The organism is Roseateles sp. NT4 (genome assembly GCF_051857475.1).
Classification (GTDB): Bacteria; Pseudomonadota; Gammaproteobacteria; order Burkholderiales; family Burkholderiaceae_C; genus Pelomonas.
In genome coordinates this window covers 231899-257858 of record NZ_JBPZGZ010000005.1, presented here as the reverse complement: position 1 = coordinate 257858, position 25960 = coordinate 231899, and the positions used below count along the sequence as shown (strand labels likewise).

The 25960-nt window shown below is 60.2% G+C and carries 21 protein-coding genes and 1 pseudogene; 12 read left to right on the top strand and 10 right to left on the bottom strand.

What is annotated here, in order from left to right; translation table 11 throughout:
• Positions 1-326 precede the first annotated feature (326 nt).
• From ACS5PN_RS27040 to ACS5PN_RS27030, 3 genes are read left to right on the top strand one after another with little or no spacing between them, the layout of a single operon-like run.
• Positions 327-689 carry a hypothetical protein gene (locus ACS5PN_RS27040; RefSeq protein WP_439467138.1) on the top strand — a complete coding sequence of 121 codons (363 nt, stop codon included), beginning with the start codon at positions 327-329 and terminating at the stop codon, positions 687-689.
• 2 nt (positions 690-691) lie between these two features.
• Positions 692-1441 (top strand): StbB family protein, encoded by a 750-nt coding sequence (gene stbB / locus ACS5PN_RS27035; RefSeq protein WP_439467137.1) that lies wholly within the window; start codon positions 692-694, stop codon positions 1439-1441.
• The gene (locus ACS5PN_RS27030) at positions 1434-1865 is read left to right on the top strand and encodes a hypothetical protein (protein ID WP_439467136.1); all 432 of its coding nucleotides are present in this window, start codon (positions 1434-1436) and stop codon (positions 1863-1865) included. Before stbB ends, ACS5PN_RS27030 begins: the two co-directional genes overlap by 8 nt.
• A 233-nt stretch (positions 1866-2098) precedes the next feature.
• Here ACS5PN_RS27030 and ACS5PN_RS27025 read toward each other — a convergent pair whose 3' ends face one another.
• A complete protein-coding gene (locus ACS5PN_RS27025) occupies positions 2099-2872 on the bottom strand; it encodes a hypothetical protein (protein ID WP_439467135.1) in 774 nt (257 codons plus the stop codon).
• A gap of 543 nt (positions 2873-3415) precedes the next feature.
• On the opposite strand from ACS5PN_RS27025, the gene ACS5PN_RS27020 reads away from it, so the two are divergent.
• Positions 3416-3805: a hypothetical protein gene (locus tag ACS5PN_RS27020; protein ID WP_439467134.1), complete on the top strand. Its 390-nt coding sequence runs from the start codon at positions 3416-3418 to the stop codon at positions 3803-3805.
• A 239-nt stretch (positions 3806-4044) separates the two neighbouring features.
• On the opposite strand, the gene ACS5PN_RS27015 is transcribed toward ACS5PN_RS27020, so the two are convergent.
• A complete protein-coding gene (locus tag ACS5PN_RS27015) occupies positions 4045-4461 on the bottom strand; it encodes a single-stranded DNA-binding protein (protein ID WP_439467133.1) in 417 nt (138 codons plus the stop codon).
• Between the two features lie 1572 nt (positions 4462-6033).
• Here ACS5PN_RS27015 and ACS5PN_RS27010 point away from each other — a divergent pair.
• Positions 6034-7671: a Fic family protein gene (locus ACS5PN_RS27010; protein ID WP_439467132.1), complete on the top strand. Its 1638-nt coding sequence runs from the start codon at positions 6034-6036 to the stop codon at positions 7669-7671.
• A gap of 814 nt (positions 7672-8485) precedes the next feature.
• Here ACS5PN_RS27010 and ACS5PN_RS27005 read toward each other — a convergent pair.
• Positions 8486-9274 carry a DUF3108 domain-containing protein gene (locus ACS5PN_RS27005; protein WP_439467131.1) on the bottom strand — a complete coding sequence of 263 codons (789 nt, stop codon included), beginning with the start codon at positions 9272-9274 and terminating at the stop codon, positions 8486-8488.
• A gap of 316 nt (positions 9275-9590) precedes the next feature.
• Positions 9591-9740, bottom strand: coding sequence for a hypothetical protein (locus ACS5PN_RS27000; RefSeq protein WP_439467130.1), 150 nt, complete (start codon positions 9738-9740; stop codon positions 9591-9593).
• Positions 9741-10488: 748 nt separating this feature from the next.
• Between ACS5PN_RS27000 and ACS5PN_RS26995 the strand changes: the two genes are divergently transcribed.
• Positions 10489-11637: a hypothetical protein gene (locus tag ACS5PN_RS26995; RefSeq protein WP_439467129.1), complete on the top strand. Its 1149-nt coding sequence runs from the start codon at positions 10489-10491 to the stop codon at positions 11635-11637.
• A 692-nt stretch (positions 11638-12329) separates the two neighbouring features.
• Here the strand turns inward: ACS5PN_RS26995 and ACS5PN_RS26990 are convergent.
• The 3 genes from ACS5PN_RS26990 to ACS5PN_RS26980 all read right to left on the bottom strand — a co-directional run bounded on the left by ACS5PN_RS26990 (position 12330) and on the right by ACS5PN_RS26980 (position 16639).
• A complete protein-coding gene (locus ACS5PN_RS26990; protein ID WP_439467128.1) occupies positions 12330-13628 on the bottom strand; it encodes an alpha/beta hydrolase family protein in 1299 nt (432 codons plus the stop codon).
• Positions 13629-13907: 279 nt separating this feature from the next.
• On the bottom strand, positions 13908-15347 hold the full coding sequence (locus ACS5PN_RS26985; RefSeq protein ID WP_439467127.1) for a hypothetical protein: 1440 nt from the start codon (positions 15345-15347) through the stop codon (positions 13908-13910).
• Between the two features lie 494 nt (positions 15348-15841).
• Positions 15842-16639, bottom strand: a complete 798-nt coding sequence (locus ACS5PN_RS26980; RefSeq protein ID WP_439467126.1) for a carboxymuconolactone decarboxylase family protein — start codon at positions 16637-16639, stop codon at positions 15842-15844.
• A 102-nt stretch (positions 16640-16741) separates the two neighbouring features.
• Here ACS5PN_RS26980 and ACS5PN_RS26975 point away from each other — a divergent pair.
• From ACS5PN_RS26975 to ACS5PN_RS26960, 4 genes and pseudogenes are all read left to right on the top strand, one after another.
• Positions 16742-16927 (top strand): annotated as a pseudogene (locus ACS5PN_RS26975) (LysR family transcriptional regulator); the annotation flags it as partial.
• The gene (locus ACS5PN_RS26970) at positions 16916-17659 is read left to right on the top strand and encodes a LysR family substrate-binding domain-containing protein (RefSeq protein ID WP_439467205.1); all 744 of its coding nucleotides are present in this window, start codon (positions 16916-16918) and stop codon (positions 17657-17659) included. The pseudogene ACS5PN_RS26975 and the gene ACS5PN_RS26970, both read left to right, overlap by 12 nt.
• 184 nt (positions 17660-17843) lie before the next feature.
• Complete coding sequence (locus ACS5PN_RS26965; protein ID WP_439467125.1) at positions 17844-18326, top strand: GNAT family N-acetyltransferase; 483 nt, start codon at positions 17844-17846, stop codon at positions 18324-18326.
• Positions 18327-18478: 152 nt separating this feature from the next.
• The gene (locus ACS5PN_RS26960; protein ID WP_439467124.1) at positions 18479-19423 is read left to right on the top strand and encodes a phospholipase D family protein; all 945 of its coding nucleotides are present in this window, start codon (positions 18479-18481) and stop codon (positions 19421-19423) included.
• A 181-nt stretch (positions 19424-19604) separates the two neighbouring features.
• Here ACS5PN_RS26960 and ACS5PN_RS26955 read toward each other — a convergent pair whose 3' ends face one another.
• From ACS5PN_RS26955 to ACS5PN_RS26945, 3 genes are all read right to left on the bottom strand, one after another.
• Complete coding sequence (locus tag ACS5PN_RS26955; RefSeq protein WP_439467123.1) at positions 19605-20411, bottom strand: hypothetical protein; 807 nt, start codon at positions 20409-20411, stop codon at positions 19605-19607.
• Between the two features lie 888 nt (positions 20412-21299).
• Positions 21300-21938, bottom strand: a complete 639-nt coding sequence (locus ACS5PN_RS26950; protein WP_439467122.1) for a hypothetical protein — start codon at positions 21936-21938, stop codon at positions 21300-21302.
• Positions 21939-22271: 333 nt separating this feature from the next.
• Positions 22272-22784, bottom strand: a complete 513-nt coding sequence (locus ACS5PN_RS26945) for a hypothetical protein (RefSeq protein ID WP_439467121.1) — start codon at positions 22782-22784, stop codon at positions 22272-22274.
• Positions 22785-22933: 149 nt separating this feature from the next.
• On the opposite strand from ACS5PN_RS26945, the gene ACS5PN_RS26940 reads away from it, so the two are divergent.
• Both ACS5PN_RS26940 and ACS5PN_RS26935 read left to right on the top strand, forming a co-directional pair.
• Entirely contained in the window at positions 22934-23104 is a 171-nt protein-coding gene (locus ACS5PN_RS26940) for a hypothetical protein (protein ID WP_439467120.1), read from the top strand.
• A gap of 681 nt (positions 23105-23785) precedes the next feature.
• Entirely contained in the window at positions 23786-25942 is a 2157-nt protein-coding gene (locus ACS5PN_RS26935; protein ID WP_439467119.1) for a hypothetical protein, read from the top strand.
• Positions 25943-25960: the final 18 nt, after the last annotated feature.

The window sequence follows — 25960 nt, the reverse complement described above, 5'->3', positions numbered from 1 at the left end:
CCGACTGCAAGGAGGTGCGCGGAGCGCTTGTGAAATCGGCGGCAGACCGCCTATCTCTGCACTCACCAATGAACCAAGTATTGGTTCTGAACAGGCATCTAGAGCCGCTGAATTCGGCCGCGAATCCAGCGCCTTGTAGCCCCCTCCCCTAGTCCAACATGGCTGCAAGTGGGCCGTAAGCGGGCCAAGGTGAACCAGGAGTGGATCAGGACTGGGCCGTAAGCGGGCCAAAGTGAACCAAGAGTGGATCAGGACCGGGCCGAGAGCGGGCAAGAAATGGATCAACAGTGGGCCGGCGATGGCCTTGAGCACGGCGAATGGTCGCAATGAAACCCATGCTTTTCGCAACGTCAGGACGCGCTACGCGCAAGGCGCGCGAGTACGGCGGCGAAATTCGCCTCCTCCGTTCCCAGGGCTGCACGTTCGAGGCGATCCGCGCCGCACTGGCTGACGTTGGAATCAGCGTCAGCAAGAGCACCGTCCAGCGAGAAGCTGCGCGCATCAATTGCGCGCCCGTCACGGTCCCGACATTGCTTTCGGCGGCGCACTCGCTCTCAACGGCTGAACCATCTTGCAAGCCTGAAGAACGGCCACGTGACACCGGTGTACCGGCAGGAGCGAGTGGCAAGGATGTCGCGGATGCGTTCTTCGAACGAAACCATTTCAACCCCCTGCTACCAAAGGACTGATCATGAAGGTTGCTGTCATCAACTTCTCTGGCAACGTCGGCAAGACCACGGTGGCTCGCCATCTGCTCCTTCCACGCATTCCGGGAGCCGGTCTCATATCGATCGAGAGCATCAACGAAGGCGAGGCCAGCGCCCAGTCGCTGCGCGGACGCCAGTTCGGCGCACTGCAGGAATACCTTCAAGCCATTGACAGCGCGGTGGTCGATGTAGGAGCGAGCAACGTGGAGGAGCTGCTGGGTTTGATGGGCCGATACCGCGGCAGCCATGAAGATCTGGATCACTACATCGTGCCCACGGTTTCCGCTCTCAAGCAGCAAAAGGACACCATCGCGACGCTGGTGGAGCTTTCTCGCATGGGAGTGCCCGCGCAGAAGATAGGCGTGGTCTTCAACATGGTCGAGGACGGCGTGAAAGTGTCAGACGCCTTCAATCCACTTCTGACCTTCCTGGCCGAGCAGCCGATCGCCATTGCGAACACAGACTGCCGCCTGGGTTCGAACGAGGTCTACGAGCGCCTGAAGCTGGCCGGAGTTGACGTGGCAAGCCTGCTGCGCGATGACACCGACTACAAGGCGCTGATCGCCAAAGCACCAGATTCGAAGGACAAGGTCGCCCTTGCCCGAAGGCTGGCCACCCGTCGACTGGCGATGGGCGTCGCGCCTGAACTCGACGCCTGCTTTTCCGCTCTCCGACTTGGAAATCCCGTGGCCCCCGCCGGTTCGGGCCGATTGAAGGGGCTTGGCCGTGACTGACATGCGCGAAGCTCTTATTGCCGAAGCACTCGGCGATATGGCGGCGCTACTGAGCCGCCTTGAGACCGTCAAACCCATTGTTGAAGCGGCCTGCCATGACCTCACCATGGCCGCAGAGACGCTTGGTGACAGGGCAGCGAGGGCAGAGGAGCGTGTTGCCGCTGTCGCGGACGGAGCCGCCGTCAGAGCCGTCAAGCACGTCGCCCGCCGCGCTGACGAGCTGATCAAGCGCGCAAGTGAGGACGAGACGCGTGCCATGCAGGCAGCCGCACGCGAAATCTTCAAACGGGAACTTGGCCAGGCACTGCAGCGCTCGCTTGCATCGACGAAGCGGCGCTCTTTCGTCTGGTGGACGCACGTAGCGACAGCGGTCGTCGTTGGATCGTTGGCCTGGGCCGTGGCCATCTACGTGTTCTTGCGCTAAGAGGTCGGAGCTGGGTTCGGCGATGAACTACCAAGTCGGATCAGCTTCCAGAAAACGCGTCGCCCGCCGAACTCGGAACTCGGAACTCGGAGCATCGTGCCCGCACCCACACCAGACCTTTAGCCCACCGCTGCTCGACCCTTAGACGGGACATGCATAGGCGCAACGCATCGGAACATCACCTGTCCCGGCCGACACGCTAGATCGCGAAGCTCTCGACAACAGAGGCGGAGTCACGAGTAGTTGAGTTCGGTGCGTACACCGTTTGGAAGAACAGTGACCTCCTGCAGGAGCTTCGCCGGTGCAATCACTGTGGCGCTCGCGGTGGTCAGATCAATCTTGTAGGTTGAAGTGATCGTCGAAACCGGTGCACCGTTGCCGTCGACGTTCTTCATCGTGACGGTCAGCCTTCCGCCAGCGACAAGATCCACTATGGCAAAAGCATAGTCAACGGTACTGACCCCGACGACGGCTACCTTGGCGCTGGATTTGTAATGTTTCAATACGAACCAAGACCCGGATCCATTTGCATGCAGAGCCGTTGGCAACTGCGTGAGATTGGCAACAACGGCATAGTCCGTGGCAGAGCCGCCCGACCCGTCATCGTAGGTGCCGCGAGGACTGAATGATTCATCCAAGAAGGTCTTGATCGACCGATGAACGACATCGATCTTTCCGGCGCTCACGTAGGAGAGATCGATGTTGGTGAGGGTGCGCTTGCCGGATAGGCCCTCGAAGACCTCAGTCACTGGCTGCGATCGCGCCATCGTTCCAGCCACGGTCTGTGGCGTACCCGCACCGCTGACGGTTCCATTGACATTCGACGAACTCGCCGATCCGAGCCAGGCCGCCATGGCCCCAGCGACGAGATACCCGTCCTGAGGCGCATCATCGTCATCATCGGCCGAAGAGATAGACCCACCACAGCCCGTCAAGGACGCCAAGCTGAAGGCGCTGGAAATCAGGGACACGATGACGAGGCGACGCGAATGGCGGGACAGGAGCATGAGAAAACCTTGGTGAATAAATATGGCGAAACGAGGATGGCTGGAGATCCCACAAGCCGGATTCGATTTGCCAGTGAAAACAGGCTGCGAACCCTAACTTCGTGCTGCGTGGCGTCGGCCTACGAGATCTCGTATGGGCAGGCGAGGCGCCCGGTCGAAGGCATAGATCGACGGCCGCAACACGCCGTACGCGTTGATGAACCCTCGCGGCATCTGCTTTGCCGGTCGCAGTGCGCCAACCGCTTCAGCGGTCGAAGCGGACCTTCGAACTGCCGAACGAAGGGCTCCGAAAGCTCACCGGCCCGACACGCACCGGCCCCTCACGAACCACGGCTGGGCGCGCAGAGGGTCTAAGGGCGATCGCAACTGCAAGCGCGACTTGAGTCCCAGCGATCTACGCCTTGCGTTCCAACGCGATCGTTGCAGTCACGCCGGACGCACAGCCCCCTATCGGCATGGATCATGCTCACATTGGCAGCAGCCGAGTCTTCGACTAGATTTTGTGACTCACCAACTCACGGCGACGGCCTCGCTTGGAAATCGATGGCAGCGTGGCAATTCGAGGTGACAGCTGTCTTCGGGCACGGCGGACAGGCTTTGCCACCGCCGGTATGCCGCCGGGCTCAGACGGTCCTTGCTGAAAGCTTCGAACCGCCCTGGCAGATGCTGAAGGGCTGGTCGGTCTACGGTTCGAAGAACGGCAACCGTATCGACCTGATCATCGATGAGGACGGGACAGGTGAACTCTCAGCGCGGATTGATGCCCGATCTGACGCGGACTCCTTCCTCACCCGCTGGCTGATCCTGATGATGGAGCTGAACTGCTCCCAGTACGCGCCCGAACTGAATCGCGCCTTTCCCGCAGACATGGTGTCGCTGAAAGACGCGCTCCAGTCTTCATCGGCATGGCGCTATGCATTGGCCACGCCGTGATGAGACTGTGCCGGCGCGCGAATTCACCTAGCGCCCCTGAAAAAAGGGCGCCCTGCGATCCGCCACCCCGTCGCGATGCCAACGAGCCATCGCTTCAGCGTTTATCCCGCGGTAAGCGCAGGTAGAAAGTTCCCTCTTCAGCGCGCGGAGTGGTTCAGGTCCATCGCGGACCTCTTCGATCGTTGATTCCTGCCCGAAGGCGGGTGCAACAGTGTTCAGCTACGCCCGCCCGACTGGCGTCAGGCGCCGGACCGCTTGGTTCTTTGGCCTTGCGCCGCTGGGGTGCTGGCGTCCTGGGCGGCACGACGCGCCTGGGCGTCTGCGCGGCTGTCGAGGTAGTCAATCTCCTCAACCGTGAAATCCCAGCCATAGACGGTTTCCCCGTCTTTCCCGTAGTTGTTGTTCTTCAAGCGGCCCACAATGTTCACGTGCGCACCTTTTCCTAGGTATGCGGTGGCGTTCTCGGCCTGAGCGCCCCACAACGTCCACTGGATGGCGGTCGCTTGCTGCTCTCGTGCATCTCCGGACCCACGCACCGTGTTGCTGATCGCGATCAAGGTGGCCTTCGTGAGGCGGCCTTCGCGACCTTCGATGAACTCGACTTTGACATTGCCCGCCAAGTGAGCATTGCGTTGAATGACTTGAACGTTGGCCATGGCCAATCTCCTTGCGTGAGAGACCAGCCGGGCTCCGTCTTGGATGCCCTGACAACTGATCCTCTCGCTCGGACTCCTCGCACCCGCCCACGGGCGGGCGGGGGGTGGGCACGGCCCCTTCCGGCGGGAAGGGGTGGGGGATGGATGTTCTACCCCTCGCAGCCGAAGCAGTGCGCCGGTTTCCCGGCCCACCGCTAGAAGATCCCCCCACAAGTCCCCTCGCCCCTGCACGGGGGCTTGGTGGGGGGAGCGCGGTGGGACGACCGACGCAAACGCTGCCTCACCCTCGGGCGACGCAGCGCCGCAGGGGATGTGCCAGCTCGCCTGGCGCAGCGCGTGCCGCGCAGGCGCACGCTACACCCATGAGCCGTGGCGGCCCCGCGGGCGGCGTGACACGAAGCGCAGCGACTGGCGCGACGATCGAGCCGCGGCGATCACTTCAAAGCGGCCCGGCTTCGGGTCTGGCGGGTTTGCGGGGTGGCGATCTGGCCGCAGCAGCGCGAAGCGCAGTCGATCAGGACCGGCCTGTTCGCCAAGCGGGCCTTTCACGCATGGCGTGAAGGAAATAGCCCGCGATCCACGGCAACGGGAAGGGCCGCGCCCCAGCAGCTTCTGACTTTCAGCATGCCCCGCGAGTTGCGGTTTGTCCGCATGCACCGGCGGTCCCTCTCATCGGCATCTCTGCCAGTTCCTATCGGCGCGAACATGGACTGCTGTCTGTTCACGCTGACTGCAGATAGCGCTCAAGATAAGACGCGGCGAAGACTCTGGCCCTGACCGCGGTGGCCATCTCCGAGGCTTTGGCAAAAGCAGCTTTCGATGCCCAACGCTGGCAAATCCTGGTTCTTGTGCAGGCGCTTCCGCGCCTAGCGCTTGCTTCATGTGGGCGTGAGTTTCCGCGAACCGCGCCGACTCGACCACCACCACACAGGCACATGCCCCCAGGTCGACAGCAGACACGATGCTCAGTCCGACGCCAAACGCAAGGACTGCATTGGCATTCAGTTTTGGCCGAAGTAGGTCCTGCAATTCAACCGTTTGCCAATCCGCGAAAGCAGCCTTTCAGCGTCGCGCCTCGATCTCCGAACAACATTCAGTGCGATGAGACGAGCGGCCCAACGGGCCTGTCGGGCGGACGGCACGTCTCAATGCTCCCGTAAGGTCTTGGATGTGCCGACCTTGACGCCGCGCGCAGTCCCGGCGGCAGTGCTTCAAGACCGACTGCATCGGCCATTGCACGGTTCCCCTCGTCACCTGATGTAGTCGGTCACCAGTGTGAGGTCCGCCTGCCGTGTCCGGCTCCGGCGAGCAGACTCCGGCGCCAGATGGTGTGATGGGCACGTCATAGCCGTCTGGCCTGCGTTGGCCGCGGACGTATGCAATTGTAACAAAACCTCCTCGGCGGCTCGTTAGAAGAGCCTTTATGCATTTCGCCACGGGCAGCTTCTCCCGTACACCCGCCTGGCCGCATAAGCAGTTTTGACGCCGGCGATGCATTCGTATGGGGATTTCGCATCCCTGAAGCGATTTGATCGAGGTACAGGCATCTAACGTCTTGCCGAAAAAAGCATATTGATCAAAAATATGCGGTTCGTAAGCGTTTTAGAGGATTCGGTGACCGAATTTGGTAACCCTATTGGCTTTGGCAAGCTGGCCCAGGACTTTGAAGTCCGCCCAGCGCAGCGGCTGCGCGTCGCCTCCTTCATTGGCAAGACGCGGAGCGAAAACCAGTCACCAGAGCAGGTCCTCAGGATCTTTCCAGCCTCGTATGCGCCAGAGGACAGCTTCCAGGGTCACTTTGAATTCGGCCTGAAGTACGAGGAGGTCCACCTTGAGTTCCTCTCACGCCTGTTCTCAAAGGCCGGCCCCGCAGAGCTTGAAGCCTGGATCGCCAAGGAACCGCTGGGACAGTACGCCCGCAGGGCCTGCTTCCTCTACGAGTGGCTTACTGGCCAAGTGCTGGATGCGCCTGACCGCCCGGCAGGCAACTATGTGCCTGCAGTGCCCTCAGAGCAGTACTTCACCCGCACGGACATCCAACGCAACCGTCGATGGCGTGTTCAAGACAACCTGCCTGGGACGCCGGCGTTCTGCCCGCTTGTGAGACGCTCTCCAGAACTCGAAGCAGCTATAGCTTTCGACACCACGAGCGAGCTGGATAAGCTGGACGTCGAGTTCGGCACGGATGTGCTGATGCGCAGTGCTGGTTGGCTTACGCTCAAGGAGTCGCAGGCGAGCTTCCAAATCGAGCGAGAAGCCGACAAAGCCAATCGCATCAGGCGCTTCGCCCATGTGATCGCCGAGCACTCCGGTCGCATCACCAACCCGCTGGACCAAGCCTCGCTCGAAACACTCCAAAAGGGCATTTTGGGTGAGGACGCCTTGCGCATGGGCTTAAGAAGCTCGCCCATCTTCGTTGGCCAAGCGGGGATGTACCAAAACATCGTTCACTACGTTGGGCCGCGGTATCAGGACACGCCGGGCATGCTGCGCGGCTTGCAGGTATTTGAGAAAGCCACGAGGGGAGCGTCACCGCTTGTCCGGGCTGCCGTGATCTCCTTCGGGTTCGTCTATGTCCATCCGATGCGGGACGGCAACGGCCGCATTCACCGATTCCTGATCAACGACACACTGCAGCGGGATGGTGCGATACCCGTCGGCGTCATCCTGCCGGTCTCTACCACCATCACCAACTCGACGCGCGAACGTACAGCTTACGACCAGGTCCTTGAGACGTTCTCCAAGCCACTCATGGATCGATACGCCGATGCGTACAGGTTTGGGAACGAATACGTGGCAGAAGACGGTACACCGACCAATTTCCACTTCGACGCCTATGACGATGCGTCGCACGCGTGGCGCTTCCCTGATCTGACACAGCACGCCATCTACACGGCAGCGCTTGTCGAAAAAACGATCTCACACGAGATGGCCAACGAGGCGCGAATCCTCGTCCGTTTTGACCATGCCACGGATCGACTGAAGAACCTGGTGGAAATGCCAAACCAGGACGCCACACGGATCATCAGAGCGGTCAAGGACAACCGCTGGCAGGTGTCGAACAAGTTGATGGGCGAGTACGAATTCTTGCAGGACGCCGCGATGCAGTTGCGAGTCGTCGAAGCTGTGCAGTCTGCCTTTGAGGATCGTGATCCCGTTGAGATCGTCGAAGAAGGTGAAGGTAGAAATCGTCCCGCGGTCCGCGGTTGACCGGAATTCCATGAAACCGAAGCGAGACGACTTCCCACCAAAGGTCACCAAGCCGCCGACACCCTGAAGGTCATCTACGAGATGAGTCGGGATCGTGGGATTTCATGGGAAGTTGGCGATACGCAGGTCTACCGCCGAACGAGCGATCCTGATTGAGCCTCTAGGTCATAAGGACATCGCCTCCTCACTGGAACCAGGCTGCGATCTCCAGAAACGGGAAGGGCCATGCTCACCACTTGCCGCCGACGATCAGGCCCGCGCGGCCGGCGCTAAGCAAATAGTCGCCATCAACTGCGGGGACGTTGCCCCGCCCTCACATAAGAGCAGATATCGCCTCTGCTTCATCAAAAAAATACGCCCCGCCACCAGCCGCTTGTCAGCGGCAATGGCAGGGCGACGCGGGCCTTCAGTCTTGCCTTCAGCGCGTGATTCGAAACAGCAAATCATCCGCCGAGGTTAGGTCGAGTTCGTCAGCGCGGAGGAGGACAGGGATTGCCGATGTACTTGCACAGAGGTGGAATGGGGATGCTGTCCCACATTGTTCCTGCCCAGGCGAAAGAAGGCGCCACAGCCATCGCTGCAACTGTAGTAACTAGCGCTGTTTTGCGAAGAAAATTCATAACTTCCCCATTGAGTGTCAAAGGCGACAGCATTAATTTAGAGCGACGGCGAATCGCGACAAGTACGAAAGCTCGTATCGGACAACTCTATGGGTTCCTACGGCGAACTAAGAGTCCGCGCATCCAAGGTTCGCCGTCATCGCGCGCGCTGCGCAAAACACCCTCGCCTCTGCGGTATCACCACACCTACTCAATCAGTACAGCCTTACCTTCACCGTGACGCTCCCCTCCGTCCAGGGTTGCTCCACACGGAGTACTTGTTGGCTCCGCTTATCGACGTAAAAGCGCGACGCTCGGCCACCATCGGCCTTCTCAGCGGCCAGGGTTACCAGCCAGCAATCCACCGTGCCGGCGACGCCCGGGAGCGGGCGTGAGCCTTCCACAGTAAACACGTAGGGCGCCGCCGGACCACCACCCGGGTGGTAGAACATCACACGCCCTCGCCAGCCGTCTGCCAGCGGCAACGCCTCGAGCAACTCCATGTCAGTTTCAAAGTTGAATGCAGGCTCGCTGAACATCTCAGTGAAGCCGGCGCGAGTGTTCTCTGGCGTCGTGGACAGCCCCGTCACCCCTGACGGTGAAAACTGGAAGCCCTCGTTGCGCTTCTCCTCGGCACGAGTGAGAAACCGCTCATGCGTCAGCGGCTTGAAGTCAGTAGCGCCAAACCAGGAATCTAACCGCAGCTCGGTTGGCGCCGCGACAGGGCCAGTCCACGACTGCGATATGTGCAGCCGCCTCTCGCCTCCCACCGTCTCGAACTTCACCTCACGCCGCCAGATGTCCAGAGGTCGCGTCACACCCTTTAACTCACGGAAGCGGACGTAAACGCGCGGACCTTCTTTCATTTGTGCCATGCGGGGCAATTCAGTGCCCACAGTAATGGCCTGCGGCGCGGACTGCGCAAAGCCCGGTGTGGCCCACACGACCGACATCACGACAGCAACCACCCGAGACCATGCCCGCGCCTTCGCCCATGAACCCATTTCGATCTCCAATGTAAGTAGACGCGTGACGCTATCGCTTTCAGGACCGACGATGGGGGTGCCATTCGTCTACGCGCGGCAAAACCTACGAACTCTCGTATGGACTTCAGAAAGTCTCGCGAGAACTCCCGAGCAACCGGTTCCGCAATGCAGCGCTCTAGCGGCAGATCCTGGATTCGGCAGATGGATCCCGAGCAAATAAAAGGCGCCTCGAAGACGCACTGCTGATCAGCAGCCCGTCCGAGGCGCCATGCGCTTCGTCGTCAACAGCAAATCAACCCGAGCCGAGCCAACTTGCTGGAGATGGATCGAGACTTCAGCGGGGAGTGGGGCAGGGATTGCCGATGAACTTGCACAGCGGAGGAATCGGGATGCTGTCCCAGCCGACCGAAGCCCAAGCGAACGACGGAGAAATTGACATTGCCCCGATCGTGCATGTCAAGGCGGCTTTGCGAATGAACTTCATGTAGAACTCCAAGTGTCGAAATGACGACCCGGAGTTTGAGATAACTTAAATCGCTGGCAAGTACGAACTTTCGTACTGATGAATCAGTTAGCGTGACTAGCCGACAAGCGATCGAGAACGAGCACCCTCCGCCTGGAGAAGCTTTCGTGAACGGGAGCTAATACTGTGCACATGCCTTAGCACGTCCTGCGTTGACGCGCTCTCTCCGGCCGAATCGACGCCGATCATCCAACTGAACTCCAAACTGCAATTAGAGCGCTCATCGCACATCTCTCATATCCCGTACCGCAAAAGCGGCGAAACTACAAATAGCCGTAGTCCGTTCAGTGACGAAGGTTCGTACTCTTGATGCAGCCGCTGCCTCTCGATGCAGAGAAGGGCGAGAAGATACGGCAACATCGTGCGCACTCATGCGCATAGGTCCGGCATGATCGATGCACGACGATCGCCGTCAGGTTCCCACTTCGCCGAAGGCGTCATTCCGGTCATGCACTTCGTTCACACGATCTCCGCATGAAGGCAGCTATCGATAGCTTAGCCACGAACACTACACATGATCAAACGCCTGATCCACTCGCATCAACGTCCTATAGCCTCAATTCTCATCTCACTGCGCAATCTCCGCCGCCGAGGGCTGCGGTACGCCGCGCATGCCCATTCTTCAGCACTGAGAGACCGATTCAGTACAGATCGACCCGTGCCATGGCAAAAGCGTTCATGCGAAAGCCCGAGCCTGGGGAAGGAGGCCATGCGCCATGCGCTCCATGCAGTTCTGATCACGGCCCTCGTCTGCGGCACAGCGGTGGCGCAAACAGTCGCGATTGGGCTGGATGCCAAGGCCAGGTTGGAAGACGGAGAGTTGGTCATGGTGCCCAACCCACCAGTCGACACGACCGCCTTCTATCGATTCTCAAACGGCAAACCCATGCTGCTCGGCCGTGTCCCGGCGCCCATCAGCTTTCAGGGCTCACCCAGAAGCATCGTGATCTCGACACAAGCTGAGATGGCCATCAGCGTGTCATCGCGTCGTCTCAACCCGGAACGACCTTCGGAGCTGGTGCCGGACAACCGTCTGACGGTCTTCGACCTGGCTGCGTCACCGCCCCGCGTACTCCAGACCCTGGAGTTGTCCGCCACGCCCACGTCCATTGCGCTCAGCCCCGATGGCAAGCTGGCCGTGGTGACCCATGTCAATGAAGACAAGCTCAGCCTCGTCGCCATCAACGGCAATCGCGTCGAAGTGATCCAGGTGATCTCCCTGGAGACCGGATCGGGCCCGATGGGAGCTGCGTTAAACCCTGTAGATGGCAGCCTGCTCGTCACGCTTGCCAAGGCTGGGCGTGTAGTTTTGTTCAAGAGGGATGGTCAAACGTTGAAGCAGCCTGCAGAGCGCGAAATGACGGCCGGCATCTGGCCTGCTTCCCTGTCGTTCTGCGGCCGCACCGGCCTGGTCGTCGTCGCCAACTACGGCAGGGTCAGGGGCGATCGAGACACGATCAGTCTGATCGACACGGCGACGCCAGCGCGCGTTGTCGATACCGTGTCGGTGGGCTCTTCTCCCGAAGGTATCGCTTGCAGCCAGGACGGGCTCTATGCGGCAGCGGCGATCCAGAACATGAGCACCACACAGCGGGCCGATCCCTTGTATTCAACTCACAGCAAGGCGGTCCTGATTGCCATCGAACGTCGCCGGTTGCGTGTGCTCGACGAGGTTGACATAGGAGGGTGGGCGCAAGGCGTCGATTTCCTTGAAGACAATCGCACCCTGTTTGCCGAGAGCATGAACGACAGTGCCCTCCACCTGTTCAAGATCAAGAACGCAAAGCTGGTACGCCACGGCGCACCACTTGTGTTTGAAGGCGGCGCCCCCGCCGCGTACGGGGTTTCGAGCAGATAACGTTCAAGGTTGTCGTTCATCCCAGCGCAAGTCATGCGGTGACGTTGAGCTGATCGCTACGAAAAACGCGCCTTGAATGAGCTGCTGTACAGCAGCGCATACAAGGCGCCTTGAGCATCCACCGTCAACGTGAGGCAACAGCCTCAGCGAAGGGATGTCCGTTTCTCGAAAAGCAGATCCCTGATGTCAACGCGGAGCGGGACAAGGGTTGCCAATGAACTTGCACAGAGGCGGAATTGGAATGCTGTCCCACGTCGTGCTAGCAAAGGCAAACGAGGGAGCGATAGACATGACGACGATCGTGCATGCCAGGGTAGCTTTGCGAACCAACTTCATCTGAACTCCAAGTTGTCGAAATGACGGCGTGAATCTATAAGTTTGGTCACTTTTCACAAGTACGAGACATCGTACGGAGTCACGGAAACGCGCGATCTACACAGTGCGGATTCGCTGGAATCTGCGCGACAACGGTTGATCAACCAGCCTCTGAAGTGGTCAGCCCGTCGTGGCTAGCCGTCAGCCGAGAACGCTAGGTTAGAGAGCCAGCTGCCTATCAGCACCTGCTCATTTCTCTCGCTCCCATCGACGGGATGCGTCCTGTAGCAACCCGGTTCGTTTTGCACCTAGTAGCGACCACAAGAGGTGGACGCAATGCACGCCCTTCTATTGATGGCGATTCATCAGTCGTCCGTCTATTTGCCCGACAGGTGCTTGTCAAAGAAGCCGAGCGCTCGGTCGCTCACCACTCTGTGAATGCTGGCCCTATCCAGGCCTTCGGGTTCGGCACAAAGAAGTTTGACCTCTCGCTGCCCCCGAGAATTGCAAACAGGAAGGAACGTGTAGTGACTGACACCCGGGAGGATCACCAGCTTGGCGCCGAGAATGGCGTTCGCCATAGGCCGCGCATTTGCCGCTGGGTCTGCCTGATCGTCACGATCACCCACAACGATTTCTACCGGCACTCGGATCGCGCGGAGACTCTCTCTGGTCATCGCCGCTCCCATAACGGGCGCCATGGAAAACGCGGCCTTGATCCGCGGATCAGCATAGCTGTCATCCATGCGAGCGAGAGCGCTGCGCAAGCGAACGTCCTCACGCTTTAGGCGAGACACGTCGTCCGTCGTGAAGCGCGAGCTGATTTCAGGCGGCAGCCGACAAGCCTCGGGGCTCTCATCACATTTGTCCTTCCACTGCGCGCCGCTTAATCGCGCTCCCACAACCGCTAGCGTCGTATACCCGCCAATGGAGAATCCAGCCGCACCGATTCGCTCTGGATCGATACGCGGCCCCCAGGTCGGATCTGCAAGAAGTCGGTCGATCAGCACCTTCAGATCCTGGGGCCTGTCCCACCACACCAACGTTCCTTGCAAAGGAGGATTTTCTTCGGCGCCGGTGCTGCCATGATGATTCAGTGCGGCAACCACATAGCCATGTGCTGCCAAAGCCTCACCCAACCACCCCAGTCCTGCACCAATACCTCCCGTACCGTGAGACAGGACGATCAATGGCAGCTTGGTTCCGATATGAGGGGTGTCCGTCGGCGTTGCGGGCGCAGCGCCTTGCGCAACTCTCCCCAAACGGAAGTCCGCAACCTCCCATGGCGTTTCCCGCGCCCCCGCAACGGCGGGAAACCAGATCACACCGTTCAGAGGGCGATCTGCCGTATCGTCCCAACTCCGACGCTGTGGGTCACGATAGTGAATGAACTGCACGCCAACCGGATATGTTCCAGCGACGGCCGCACCGCTGACAACGGATGACGTGCTGCGCGCCGCCCCACCTGGGCCGTTGGCGCGCACCTCACCAGCCATCACCAAGGCCAACGCGATTGCTGGCGCGATTGCCAGCCTATGTTTCAGGGGGAAGACTTTCGATACGAACATCATTCTTGCGAGGCGGGCTGTTACGCCCTCACCACTTCGAAACTGGATGTCCGCATCGTACGCAGAGGTCCCGAGATCCCATACGGCGCGCGACGAAATGCGGATCAAGAGGCGCCAGATGTGACTTTTGCAGCTACTCCGACGTCGGCTAGATCAGGATCCGGACGACAGGCTTCAAGTCACCGCCGTCAATCTGTGTTCTCGCCATAGCGCTGGCACAGGCGTCCGGCGCGCTAATTACGCTGTTCCATGAGCGGAGCAAGGCTCCCGAATCTTTTCCACAGCGCGACGCCCTCAGCGCTCCTCCGCTGCGGCTGGTCGACCTGAGAGAGCGCGACGACGCTCTAGACGCTCAATGGGCGTTCAAGAGACGACGTCGCGCATGCCTTACTTGGTCAACGAGGAGCGAACGGCTCCCCCTCGGCCGAATCGCTTGAGCGGTTGCTCGTTCTCCTCGAGCTGGTCAGCTCGAACCTTACTCAACTCGCGCACGGCTGCGTCAATGTCCTGCTGGCTCGTGTTCGCGCCGGTCCAGCGACGCAGCGCAAAGATCGCTGCCGACCGCTCGGACACTGCAAGCTTCGAGATGCTGCTGCTATGGTTGCCCTGAGAGACCGTGAACTTCAGGTTGTCCTTGCGAGGATCGGCAGAGAACTCATGGCCCGACCAGGGATCCCACTCACCATAGACAAACAGATGCCTGGTGCCCTGAGTAGCGACCCAAGTCGTGACATCCCTGACGGACCAGGGCCGATAGCCGGCACTCTTGCAGGCTGCTGGCGCAAAAGCGTCCGTCCCGTAATCACGGTAGCGAATCAGATCGTCAAACCCTTCTGTCCAGGGTGCGGGGAAGCCCAGCTCCGTGGCCGCTTGGCAATAATACGGAAGGTAGGTATCTCCGGCGAGTCCCTGATCGTCGTAGGCGATCAGGTAGGCGGTGTCGCTCAGGTATTGGAAGAGCGCTTCGTCGGAAGCCGATGCATCAGGGACATCGGCGCAAGTGCTGGTGCCACCGTATTGCCACTGAGCGAACACCAGATCTCGGGTGCCACCTTCGATGACGTAGTCTGCCGTCTGCCAGGTCAGCGTTTCACCCGCGTCCTTCACTTGAGCCAAATACCGTTCAGCCATCGACTGGCGGCGGATCAGGACTTCCCGCGCAAATGCGTTCACCTTGGCATGACAGTCTGCCGGACCTAGCGTGGGGTACCAGGTGAGGTAACTCCGATCCGGGGCCCCAATGGCCGCAGGTGCAACGTAGGCCACCGTTCCGGCTGCATCCGCCGGGTAGTAGCGCTCGTAGTGGACCATGGCCGCTCCACCCTTGCTACGCCCGGTCCGGATCCAGGGCTTGGTGTACAGCGACTGCAGCGACTGCGCGATGTCATGGAAGTCGTCAGAAGCCTGACGAATGGTCAGCTTGTCCCACGGCGTGGCTGCCGGAACCGACGATCCAAAGAACCTGTATTCAGCGGTCAGCTGATTACCTGCAACGTAGGGCGTGATCTCCGAGATGTTGCTCGAAAGCTCATAGCCACTCGCAAAGAACACCGTTGGACTCTGCGTTGATCGATGCCGAAACATGAAGCGCTGCACAAACTTGGCACCGCCCGGTTGCGCGTGGTCAACAGGCTGCTCGAATTTCAACATGAATCGCCGCGTGCCTTGCAGGTCCGACGGGAGTTCTGAGACGCTCTTCATCCGCGGAATGGCTCGCAGCTTGGACAGCACCTCATCGTCGGCAAAGGCCGACAACGAAGTGCAAACCAAGGCTGTCGCGCAAACTCTGGCTGCGACCTGCCAGGCTCGAAATTTCACATGGGACATTGATCAACCTTTTTCGTTTGGACAAAACCAAGACGTCTCCCATACAACGCCGATCCAGCCAATCTATTGCCGGACTGAAGCTAACTTGTAAGTCATATGGAGACGCGCGCAATCTAAGAACGCAAGAAGATCGTCGCAAGTACGAGTGTTCGTGCTGTCAAGTCCTGACACCCTGCTTCGCCGAGGAAAACCGAGTACCACCTGCAGCCGCCGGGCCTAAACCCTGCACCGTCGGCTTTTTTCAGGAGGGCCTCTCCGGCAACAGCGCCATCAACCGACGTCTTACCGCCTGACGCAGACGCATGTACGGCTGGCGCGACGGGTGCGTGCGGGACGCGGCTAGAAATGCCTGTCCACTTACGGCGCATCCACGCCTTGGTTTGGATCAATGGCCGATAGAGCAGATCGAAAATGCGTCGGAACGTCGCAGGATTCGCAGCCCGTTCCCGTCCTGGATACCCGCGCATGCCGTCACGTGAGTTGCCGAGCTGCCGTCAGCTCGCCGGGTCATCACCTCTCTCGCTCAGAACCTCCTGAATTGCCAGCGCCGCGTTGATTGCACGCGGGAAGCCCGCATAGGCGCAGAGATGGATGGCGACCTCAATCAGCTGCTCCTGTGTGCCACCAACGTTCAGGAAACCCTGCGCATGAACCTTGAATTGGGGGGAGGCACTTCCCATCGCCGCAAGAGCAGCCACTGTCACCAGCTCTCGTTGCTGCAGGTCGAGCCCGGCGCGCGTGTAAATCTGGCCGAAGGCGAAATCCACAATGAAACGCCCGAGATCGGGAGCGATGTCCTTAAGGGACGCAATGACCCGCTCGCCAACTTCGCCATCGATGGACTTCAGCGCGTCCAAACCTGCGTCGTAGCTGCTTCCAGACCCACCGGCCGGTGAGCTGACGCTGGTCTCCGGCTGAACACCGCGCTCCTCGAACACCTGCCTGAGCACCGCGGTGCCGTTGAGCGCCGCTGGGAATCCGGCGTAGATCACGAGATGGATCATCAACTCGACGAGCTGGCGCGGCGTGCAGCCGACATTCAACGCGCCGGCAGCATGAAACCGAAGCTGAGGTTCCAACCCGCCCAGTGCACTGAGCGCCGACACAGTCACCAACTGACGCTGACACAGGTCGAGGTGGGGCCGCGGATAGAGTTCGCCATACGCGAACTCGATGGCCAGCCTGGCCAAGTCGGGGGCCACACCCGACAGCGCAGTGACGATGCCAGCCCGGCGATGGCCTTCAACCCGAGCAAGAAAATCCAGACCGAGGGCGTTGCGTGAGGGTTCCATGGGGAGATCCTTTCGTTGGGGTGCGTCCACGATAGGCAGGACCGCCGAACTCGGCCAATGCTTTTGAAGTGATACTCATTCGGTATCAGCAAGTGCAGGCACATGACGCAGCATCTGGAATTCCGACAGCTCCGCTATTTCGTCGCGGTAGCCCAAGGTTTAAGTTTCAGGAAGGCCGCCGACGCGCTGGCTCTGACGTAGCCCCCTCTCACGCGCCAGATTCAGGCTCTTGAGGAAACGCTTGGTGTGCAGCTGCTGATCCGCGATCGGCAAGGTGTGGAGCTGACCGTCGAGGGCCGGGAAGTCTTGGTGCGCGCCCAGGGACTTATCGCCGAGGCTGACGCACTCGCGGCACGATTCCGAGGCTCGCAGGCAGGACCCACGTCAAAGCCAACCTCACTTCGCCTTGGACTGACCACGGTCGTCGATGCAGGGCTTTTCACATGGATTCAGCCCGCACTTGAGCAACGCCTGCCCGGGCTTCGAATTGATCTGCGGCGCCAAATCTCCCAGAAATCGATACAGGATCTCGTGCGCGGTCGCCTTGATGCGGCTGTCATCGGACTCCCCTCGGCGACCTTTGATCTGGTAGTTCAGGGACTGACCCACGATCCGCTGGTGGTGGCGATGTCCAGTCGCCATCGCCTGGCGAAAAGAAGGACGATCGACCTCAAGGACCTGGGCAGAGGGCCGCTTTTCTGGTTCAGGCGCTCACTGAACCCGGCCTATTTCGATCATTTCGAGCATGTGTTCAGGGCACGAAACTTTGCCCCGGACCGCCTACCGGAGCCGCAGGACCATCATGTGCTATTGGGTTTGATCGCCGACGACCAGGGCGTCGCGCTGGTCCCGCGATCGCTGACCGCAATCGGGCGTGCAGGAGTCACGTACATCCCACTGCGTCAAGATGCGCCCTTCCAAATCGGGCTGGCGTTGGCCTATCCAGCGCAACACACGCATCCGTCAATTCCCGCGTTGCTGGTCGAACTCCGACGACATTTCAAGACAGATCGAGACTGACAGGAGGAGCACGCCGCAAAGCTAGCGTTCGCCTCTTGCGCCCACGGTCCACAGCCAGGAGAAATGGCTTCTGACACTTGTAGTCACGCGCCTGTAGCTCGGCATCATTGCGCCTGGTCTAACCGTACCACCACAGCGTACCCCCAAGATCCACCGTCCTCCATCGAAGCTCGAAGCATCTTGCATGACAGAAATTAAACCTTTCTCCCCCGACTTCTCCGACGCCGTGGCCGCTCTCATCCTGCCCATTCAGCAGCAGGAGTTCGGCATCGCCATCACGCGGGAAGATCAGCCAGACCTCGCCCAGATCGAGACCTTCTACCAACGCGGTGCCGGTAACTTCTGGATCGCTACTCAGGGGTCGCAGGTCATCGGGACCATAGCGCTGCTGGATATTGGTAACCGACAAGCGGCCTTGCGCAAGATGTTTGTCGCTTCGAGCCACAGAGGCTCAGCGCACGGCATCGCAAACAAACTGCTGGAGCAGTTGCTGTCCTGGAGCAAGGAGCGCCACTTGCAAGAGATTTACCTGGGTACAACCGCCGCGTTTCTTGCCGCACACCGCTTCTATGAAAAGAACGGCTTCTTGGAGATCGGGCGCTCTGCCCTCCCCTCATCATTCCCGGTCATGAAGGTCGACTCCAAGTTCTACAAGCGTGCCCCTTAGGCGAAGCGCCTGAACGAGCCGTGCGGCCGCGACTCAAATTCTCACGGTCGCGATTCGCGACCAACAGCAGTCACTGCCATCGACGTGCCGGCGCCCCTGCGCCCACAGCGTAAGGCGCGCGCAACGGGATCATTCAACAGGAGACGCGAAACGTGGAATACCTGAACGGCTCGTCAGCCATCAAGAAGCGCTTGCACGCGCTCTTCTCGGGCGACGAAGAGCAATGGGCCATCGTGGCGTTCGTCGGATACGGCGCGCTGGACCAACTGCCACCGCGACCAAAGAATCTTCGTGTGATCTGCTGGCCGAAGGCTGGCGCAACACATCCCGACGGCGTCAGGCGCCTCATCGGCGCTGGTGTCGATGTCTATTTTTGCGACCGCCTGCACAGCAAGATCTTCTGGGCGGAGGGGCGCGGGCACATCGTCGGCTCAGCAAATCTGTCCCGAAACGCGCTTGGCTGTACCGGGCAACATGAATTCGGGGTCTACCTTGACGATCCCGCCTTCGACGCTCGGAAGGTTCTGTCGCGGCGCTCCTACACCCGCGTGACAGAAGAGCTGCTGGCAAAGCTGGACCTCGAACACGTCAGAGAGCGGACCCAGGACCTTGACTTGGATCAAGAACTAGGGAGCAGCCCCACATTCAGCGCGTTCCGAGCGAGCACGATGCCGCGCCGCTGGAAGCTCATCACATGGGACGAACCACGCCAGAACAGCGATGCGGTTCGGGACGTCGTCAAAAAGGAGACCGGTCTCGTCACATGGGCGAACAGCAACGACGTGGGCCCAGGCGTCTACCGTGAGGGGGACTTCGCCATCCAAATCCACCTCACTCCGGATGGAAAGTCGTTCCGGGCTGCAAGCTGCAAGTGGATGCGCATCGACCTCATAAGGAAGATTGGGCGCACCACGGTCGCCATACAGCTGAAACGTCTCGACCAAGGACCGCCGCCGCCTTTCATCATTGATTCGGACTTCAGGAAGGCTTTCAGGCTCGCGTTCGAGGAGACCGAATGGGAAGAAATTTACGACGGGCGCGCCCAGGTCCTTGACTCATTCATGAAAAAGATCGAGGCGCACTACAAGATCGAATGAGCACCCACTGGCGACGCATGAGCGGCGCCCTCCGTTGAACGGCAGTGCAGCGCCAGAGAGGGCATCGAGCAGGCCTCGCAGCATTGAGCGACGACGGCTCGCCATCTTTTTCGTCATCGTCGGCATCAAGGGTGCGACGCCGACCCAACGCCATAGGCCCTAGGTCGGCACGATCAAAAACTCACTGGCAGGACTGCAATGGGGTCCCGTCATCGAGCGAGTTGTCTGTCCACTTGATTCCCTCCTGGCCGTTGAAAGGCACCGTCGGCGAATGGTTCTGGGGATCATTGCCTCCCAGGTAGCAAGCCGCAAAGGCATAGGACCCTCGCACGAAGCGCGTGCGGCGAACCTCAACCACGACACCTGATCCCGTGCCAGCGTTGTAGGGAGCCAATGTGAAGTTCCCCCCAGCAAGCACGCTGTCAGCGATGGCGAGGCGTGATCCCGCGCCAGGGTTATCCGCCCAGAAGATGGCTGCATTGCCCTTGTCCGACGAGTTCACCGGACGCACATCAATCCTGCTGTGCTGGATCGTCAGCTGACCGACGCCGCGTGGATCGTAGAACTGGATGGCATCCAGGTGATCACCTTCAAAGAAGCAGGTGTTGGCAATGATGCTGTCCTGAATCAGCACAGGCGCACCACCACCCACGATGAGGACATCGTCGTCATGGTGATGGAGATAGCTGCGAATCAGTGTGTAGCCGTTGTCACCGTTGATCAGCCGCAAGCCGTTGCTCTGCTTGGAACTTGGGCAAGCATCCTTGCCAAGATCAACATCCTGAAAAACAACCCCCGTATGGCCGTTCAGATGCACCAAGCCCTTGATGCGCGATCGAACCACGGTGACGTTGTCATGCTGGATGTTCAGGTCACCAGCAATACGCCGACCGTCGATGACCTGGCCATTTCCGGTGGTCGAAAAACTGCCTGCGACGTCTGACAAAGGGTAGCCTGCCGGCACGCCCACACAGTTGGCGTCAGGCATTGCCGGATACGCCGGACAGGAGCGGGTATCTGGCGGGGGCGGAGGAGGAGGAGGAGGCGGCGGCGGCGGCGGCGGCGGCGGCGGCGGCGGTGGTGGGGGCGGAGGTGGTGGCGGTGTCGAGGTCGAGCCCGACAGATAGGCCGAAGCCGGGGAGTTGGTATAGGCCGTTCCCGAAGTCCACGAAACAGGGAGGTTTGCCAACGATGTCTGGCGACTGACAACGGCTGTATCACCGCTCCCGTTCGCCTTGTCGCGGAAGGCAAGCACACCCGTGCCCGAGGGCCCGAGCAACGCGATCCAGTACCGACTGCCCGCCGTCACGGAAACCGCTGCCAACGGTACCGTGTTCCATGCTCCAGCGACAGGCTGATCAATTTGCCCACGCGCAAGGAGATCTCCAGGCCGCCCGTTGGCATCGGAATAGACGCCCGCGACAAGTCGTCTCGAGCGGCTCGTCCTGTCGACATAGATCTGAACACTGTCCGCAGTGCCACTGGCCTGGGCCACGTACACGAAGGCCTCGGCCAACCCGGCTGGATTGGAATCCGCCGAAGGTTGGACGCTTGCGCTACCGAGCAGCAACTGCGCGGACTGAGTGTGGGCTTGCGCTGCGCCGTCCCCTGATGACGCCGCCAAGAAGCCGGCCGAAATCACCGGATCCGCGGCTGGCTGCGATTCACCCGCGAGCGACGGCTGGGGTCCGTCATTACCGCCGCCACCGCAGCTCTGGAGCAATAGAGCAATCTGCAGGCAAAGCGCCAGTCTCGTCAGAGCGTGTCTCGATCTCATGTCACCATCCTTTCGTCGTAGAGGCTTGAGAAAAACAGTTCGGCGGGCGCGGTTCGCCAACAAGCAGTTCAATGCTGGCTACATCACGGCTCAGACGGCTCAAAAGCTGTAACTGAACCCGCCTCGGAGCACCGGGAACGCCTTCCAGTGATTTGCGCTGCGCTGAGCCGAACTCTGTTCCGCATCCAGATTGGCCTGACCTGCGGCCGCAAGCAGTCCCGGCGATGCGGTCAGCGCCACCTTAGGACGGCCGAAGGCCGCACCCAGGTCGTAATGAAATGAGATGCCACGCTCCGCGAAGTGACCACCGCCAATGCCGAGATACGGGCTGGCTTGCGGGAAGCGCGCCTTCAGCGTCAGGCTCTCCCCTGCGGCCGCATAGTCATGGCCGTTGATCTTGATGGTGCCGCTTTGCGTCTGTGCTTCGCCATTCACGGAGGAAGACCCCAGGAAGACACCCGCTGTCAACCGAAAATTGCCTGCGGCCCTCAGATCACCCAGCAAGGCTACGCGTTGCAGCTTGAGTCGCACTTGGTATCTCGTATCGTCCGACGACCAATGCTGACCGAGGCTCTGCAGATTTGCTTCAGCGCGTACGCCAAAGCTGGGTGTCAGGGCTTTTCCAAAACCAAGTTGGAGGCCAGAAGTTCCGTAGCCAGCATAGACCTCGCTTGCATGAGCGGCGCCTGCGAGAAAAGAAAGAATGGAGAGGAAAGCAAGAGACAGCGCGGGCTTCATTGAGTGAATCGAATCAAAGTTAACTACACAAGCGCCTAAGGCGAGCACAGCAGATCAATCAGCTCACCATCTACGCAATCTCGTCGATGTACGGCGCTCTACTGCTTGCGCCCGCATCCACGATGCGCCGATTTCCCGAGAAGCGGGTGCTGTGCAATTGAAAGGGCGATGCGTTCGGTGACATTGGCCGAACGCCTCATGCCAGATCCCAGCTCCCAAACGCAACCCGACCAAGCCAATCGACGCCCCGGGAGATCAACGTTCCCCACCTGGGATAGCTCGTCATCACTGCCCCAAAGTCACCTCGCGATCTTGGCGGGCGCCGCAGAACGCTTACGCGTAGGAGTAATAGAGGACCTGACCGTTAGGCACGGTCGTCGTCTCCGTCAAGAGCTTGGCTGGCGCAATCGAGCCGTTGCTTGCGGCCTTGCTGATGGAATACACCGAGACAACTGATTCTTTGGTCACACCGTTGCCGTCCTTCACGATGGTCGTGGTCGTCAACCGGGGGAACTCCACAGCGTCGGTGGTTGAAAAAGCGTACGTGACTGTTGTCGTCCCCGTGACGGTTCCTTTGGCGCTGCTCTTGTAGTGCTTTAGCACATACCACGGACCTGACACCTCGGTTGTCGCTGAAGCCGGAAGCGGCGAGAAGTCGCTCACCACGGCATAGTCGGCACTTTCCTCCGTCGAGCCGTCAAAGTAGGTTCCACGAGGATTGAATGCACTGTCGTAATACGCCTTGTTGACGTGGTGCGAAGTCAGAACTACGGTGGTCCCATCCTTGAATATCAGATCGAAAGTGATGGTGTTGCTCTGACCTGAAAACCCTTCAAAGGTCTCCATCACCGGTTGCGATCGCTGAACCGTTCCCTCAACTGTCCGCGACGGAAAACCGCCGCCGGTCAATGTTCCTGAGACCTGCAACGTAGCCGCAGACCCAATGAAAGCGGCCATCGCGGCGGCTACCGGATACCCAGCCGGAGACGGAGCGGGTGCAGGTGCAGGTGCAGGTGCAGGTGCAGGTGCAGGTGCAGGTGCAGGTGCAGGTGCAGGTGCAGGTGCAGGTGACGGCGATGGCGATGGCGATGGCGATGGCGATGGCGATGGCGATGGACTTCCAGCATCGCCACCTCCGCCACAAGCCGTCAACAGCGTTGGCATAACAAGGCACGACAACAAAGTCGTCGCGGCATAACGCCGCGATGCACGACGCATAGACATGATGAATTCCTAGACGGGAGGGACCATCTCAGCCAGGCGATATCAAGAAGCACCTTGATTCGACAAAGCGAGAGACTGGATGGAAAAGCAGCATCGACGTTAAGTCATCGATGGCGTTCCTTGCGCTACGGGCTTGCGTAGAGCCTTGGTAAAAGATCTTTTCATGACGCCCGTCTTGGCGAGGACGCGGCCCCCAACCGATGAGCGCCGTTGCGTGCCGATTCGGCAGCCTCAGTTGCGTACCCGCGCCCTCCCCGGGGCGGCCGCTTCATCCGGATGCCCCATCAAAGAAGAGGTAGTTCTTGAGGCCATCCGCTGCATGCCGTTAGGCCGGATTTGCACAGTCCTCCTGGCGAACCTGGCAGGGCAAGCGTTGGCCGCTGGCGTCGTCCCCAGTTCGGCGTTCTGCGCATTGACATCGCCACGCTCGGCACTCAAAGTGATCCTCAGTGCGCAAGGCGAACATGGCCTAGATAGCGCACGCAAAGGGGAGTTCCATGTCGTCTACATCTCGCGAGCGCGTAGCCGAGTCAAGGCTTCGCTTGGGGCACTCAGCGAGCGGTGCGTTCCCAAAAGCAAGGGCGTCATCATGGCGTCGACTTCTCTTGCTCGGGGTGCTTGCGTTGGCCGCCGCAAAGCCGGCGCATGCCGACCCGAATCCGCCGCTGATCACCCTTATCGCAGGGACCAATCAAGCGCTGCTGCCCAAGGATCGGACCACGTTTGTCGTTCGCATCCCAATCAACGTGGCTGAAGGCAAGGCCATCGACGTCAGAAAGCTTGATGTGGTCTTCAAGGAGGGGGCTCGTTCAGACGAACTCTTCAAAATCTTCACGATCGATCCGAAGCCTGCCACCTCCACGGAGGGGGCGGCGCTTCTGGTCACCGCCAAGGCCAATCTCCAGCCAGGCACCTATGTGATTTCTCTGGCCATTGCTCCGACGGGCAAGCCCAAGGAAGAGCAGCCCGTAACGCTCAGCCTGATTGTTCCGACGCCCACCGTCAGCGCGAACACAAAAATCGTGGTTTCTCAGCTGATCTACCCGTGGGGCAACGAGCCGTACGCCAGCACACTCGAAATCAGTGAAACGTCGGGAAAGATCGGTGCGTACGAGCTTGCCCTGTCGGAGCAGCATGACCCACCCGCCCAGGGGGACGCTGCGTCAGGCGCACTCAGGTTCGATGCCGAAGGCTCCGGTGGCGCCGCTGCCACCCAGGCAGCGCCCGCCAAGTTCAAAGTCGCTCCAGTCGCCGAGTTTCCGCTGGGAACCACGAATGGCCGCATCACCATCACCTCACCGTGGTTGGCCGCACCGCTGACGGTTCCCTTCGAAGTCCGCGCACATCGCTCGCCGTTTCTCATTCTGATCTTGGCGGCGCTGGGTACCTTGGTGGGGTGGTTCGTTCGCACCCACCTCACGCAGCGCCAAACCCTGCTTGATGCCAAGGGTGCAATCGCGGTGGCCAGCAGAACGGTGTTGAGGGCCAAACAGGCCTGCGAGGATCAGCCGTTTCGCAACGCGATGACCGACCTGCTCCAGCAGCTGGCCGATGTGCAGGAGACAGATGACCCCAAGAAACTCAACGACGCCGCAAAGGCCGTCGAAGACGAGGTCAAGAAGCTTCGAGACGCCCTGGAAGGCCGGGTGCTCGGCATCGCAAGCAAGATTCAGAACGTCCACAAGATGGTGGACCTCAGCTGGACGCTGCCGCCTTTTCTGACAGAAGGCATCGCAGCGATCAAAGCCAAGGTCAACGAAGCGACTGAGCTACTGAATCGTCGCAACCTCACAGAGGCGGAGCGATGCATCGACAATGTGAGCAATCAGTGGGTCCCGGAGCTGGCCAGAAGCATTGACCGCTTCACCAGCGATCTCGCGAAGTACCTGAAAGCCACGCCTGATCCTTTGCCGATGAACGAGACGGCCAAGTCCGCCTTCACGGAGCTGACGACATTTGCACAGACAACAGCGGCCGAGATCGCAAGCACAGCCCCGGCAGAATCCACCGAGGCGACGGTCGTCTGCCTGCACAAGCTTGATCGGCTATATCAGCAGGTCCAGCGCCTGGCAGGTGCTGCCCAAATTCTGAGCAACAACGTCTGCAACACCGCTGAGGATGCGCTTCAGGAAGCTTTTGGCGACATCAAAGATCGCTTTTCAAAGATTCGGGATGTCTCCGCTGCCGCGGCGAAACGGTTTGCCGAAGGCATCGAGGATCCCGGCAACCCGGCCCATGAGCTGGACGTGATTCAGCTAAGGCGTGCTTGGCGTGAGACGCTCGAGAGCTTCGAGCCTGACACGCCAGCGCCGGAACTCTCAGCCGCCATCGAAAGCGGCAACTGGCTCAAGGCAGTGGGGCTTGCGATCGCTACCCGGGCGGGCAAGCCTGGCACGGATCCAGAACACACCGAGCACCTCAGACTCATGGCCGCCAACATCGACATCCAACCCGAGGAGCTTTCTGGCGCAGGTGTCGGGTCTGTCACCGGTTCATCGAAAGACCCCAAGACACTGGGCTCTTCGCTGCCGATCGATCCGGCAAAAGAGATCGCACAGCGGAGCAACGACAGACGCCAGTTCATTGCACAGAGCCGCGCCACCGCGGCGCTGCAAAGCGCTTGCTTCGGTGCCTTGTTTGTCGTGGGCGCCTACACAGCCTTCGGAGACGCTTGGGTGGGCAGCGGCAAGGACATGCTGTGGATCTTTGTCCTGGCGTTTGGCGTGGACCTGAGCAGTGACAGCGTGCTGGCCGCGCTCAAAAAGACGCCTGGCAGCTGAGCCGCCAGCGCCCCGACG

Excerpts from the sequence above, each read along its gene's own strand:
- ACS5PN_RS27020 (WP_439467134.1), top strand. The coding sequence starts at position 3,416 with ATGGCAGCGTGGCAATTCGAGGTGACAGCTGTCTTCGGGCACGGCGGA.
- ACS5PN_RS27015 (WP_439467133.1), bottom strand. The coding sequence starts at position 4,461 with ATGGCCAACGTTCAAGTCATTCAACGCAATGCTCACTTGGCGGGCAAT.
- stbB (WP_439467137.1), top strand. The coding sequence starts at position 692 with ATGAAGGTTGCTGTCATCAACTTCTCTGGCAACGTCGGCAAGACCACG.
- ACS5PN_RS26945 (WP_439467121.1), bottom strand. The coding sequence starts at position 22,784 with ATGGAGACCTTTGAAGGGTTTTCAGGTCAGAGCAACACCATCACTTTC.
- ACS5PN_RS26995 (WP_439467129.1), top strand. The coding sequence starts at position 10,489 with ATGCGCCATGCGCTCCATGCAGTTCTGATCACGGCCCTCGTCTGCGGC.
- ACS5PN_RS27040 (WP_439467138.1), top strand. The coding sequence starts at position 327 with ATGAAACCCATGCTTTTCGCAACGTCAGGACGCGCTACGCGCAAGGCG.
- ACS5PN_RS27025 (WP_439467135.1), bottom strand. The coding sequence starts at position 2,872 with ATGCTCCTGTCCCGCCATTCGCGTCGCCTCGTCATCGTGTCCCTGATT.
- ACS5PN_RS26950 (WP_439467122.1), bottom strand. The coding sequence starts at position 21,938 with ATGAAGCCCGCGCTGTCTCTTGCTTTCCTCTCCATTCTTTCTTTTCTC.
- ACS5PN_RS26965 (WP_439467125.1), top strand. The coding sequence starts at position 17,844 with ATGACAGAAATTAAACCTTTCTCCCCCGACTTCTCCGACGCCGTGGCC.
- ACS5PN_RS27005 (WP_439467131.1), bottom strand. The coding sequence starts at position 9,274 with ATGGGTTCATGGGCGAAGGCGCGGGCATGGTCTCGGGTGGTTGCTGTC.
- ACS5PN_RS26955 (WP_439467123.1), bottom strand. The coding sequence starts at position 20,411 with ATGCCTGACGCCAACTGTGTGGGCGTGCCGGCAGGCTACCCTTTGTCA.
- ACS5PN_RS26980 (WP_439467126.1), bottom strand. The coding sequence starts at position 16,639 with ATGGAACCCTCACGCAACGCCCTCGGTCTGGATTTTCTTGCTCGGGTT.
- ACS5PN_RS27000 (WP_439467130.1), bottom strand. The coding sequence starts at position 9,740 with ATGAAGTTCATTCGCAAAGCCGCCTTGACATGCACGATCGGGGCAATG.
- ACS5PN_RS26985 (WP_439467127.1), bottom strand. The coding sequence starts at position 15,347 with ATGTCCCATGTGAAATTTCGAGCCTGGCAGGTCGCAGCCAGAGTTTGC.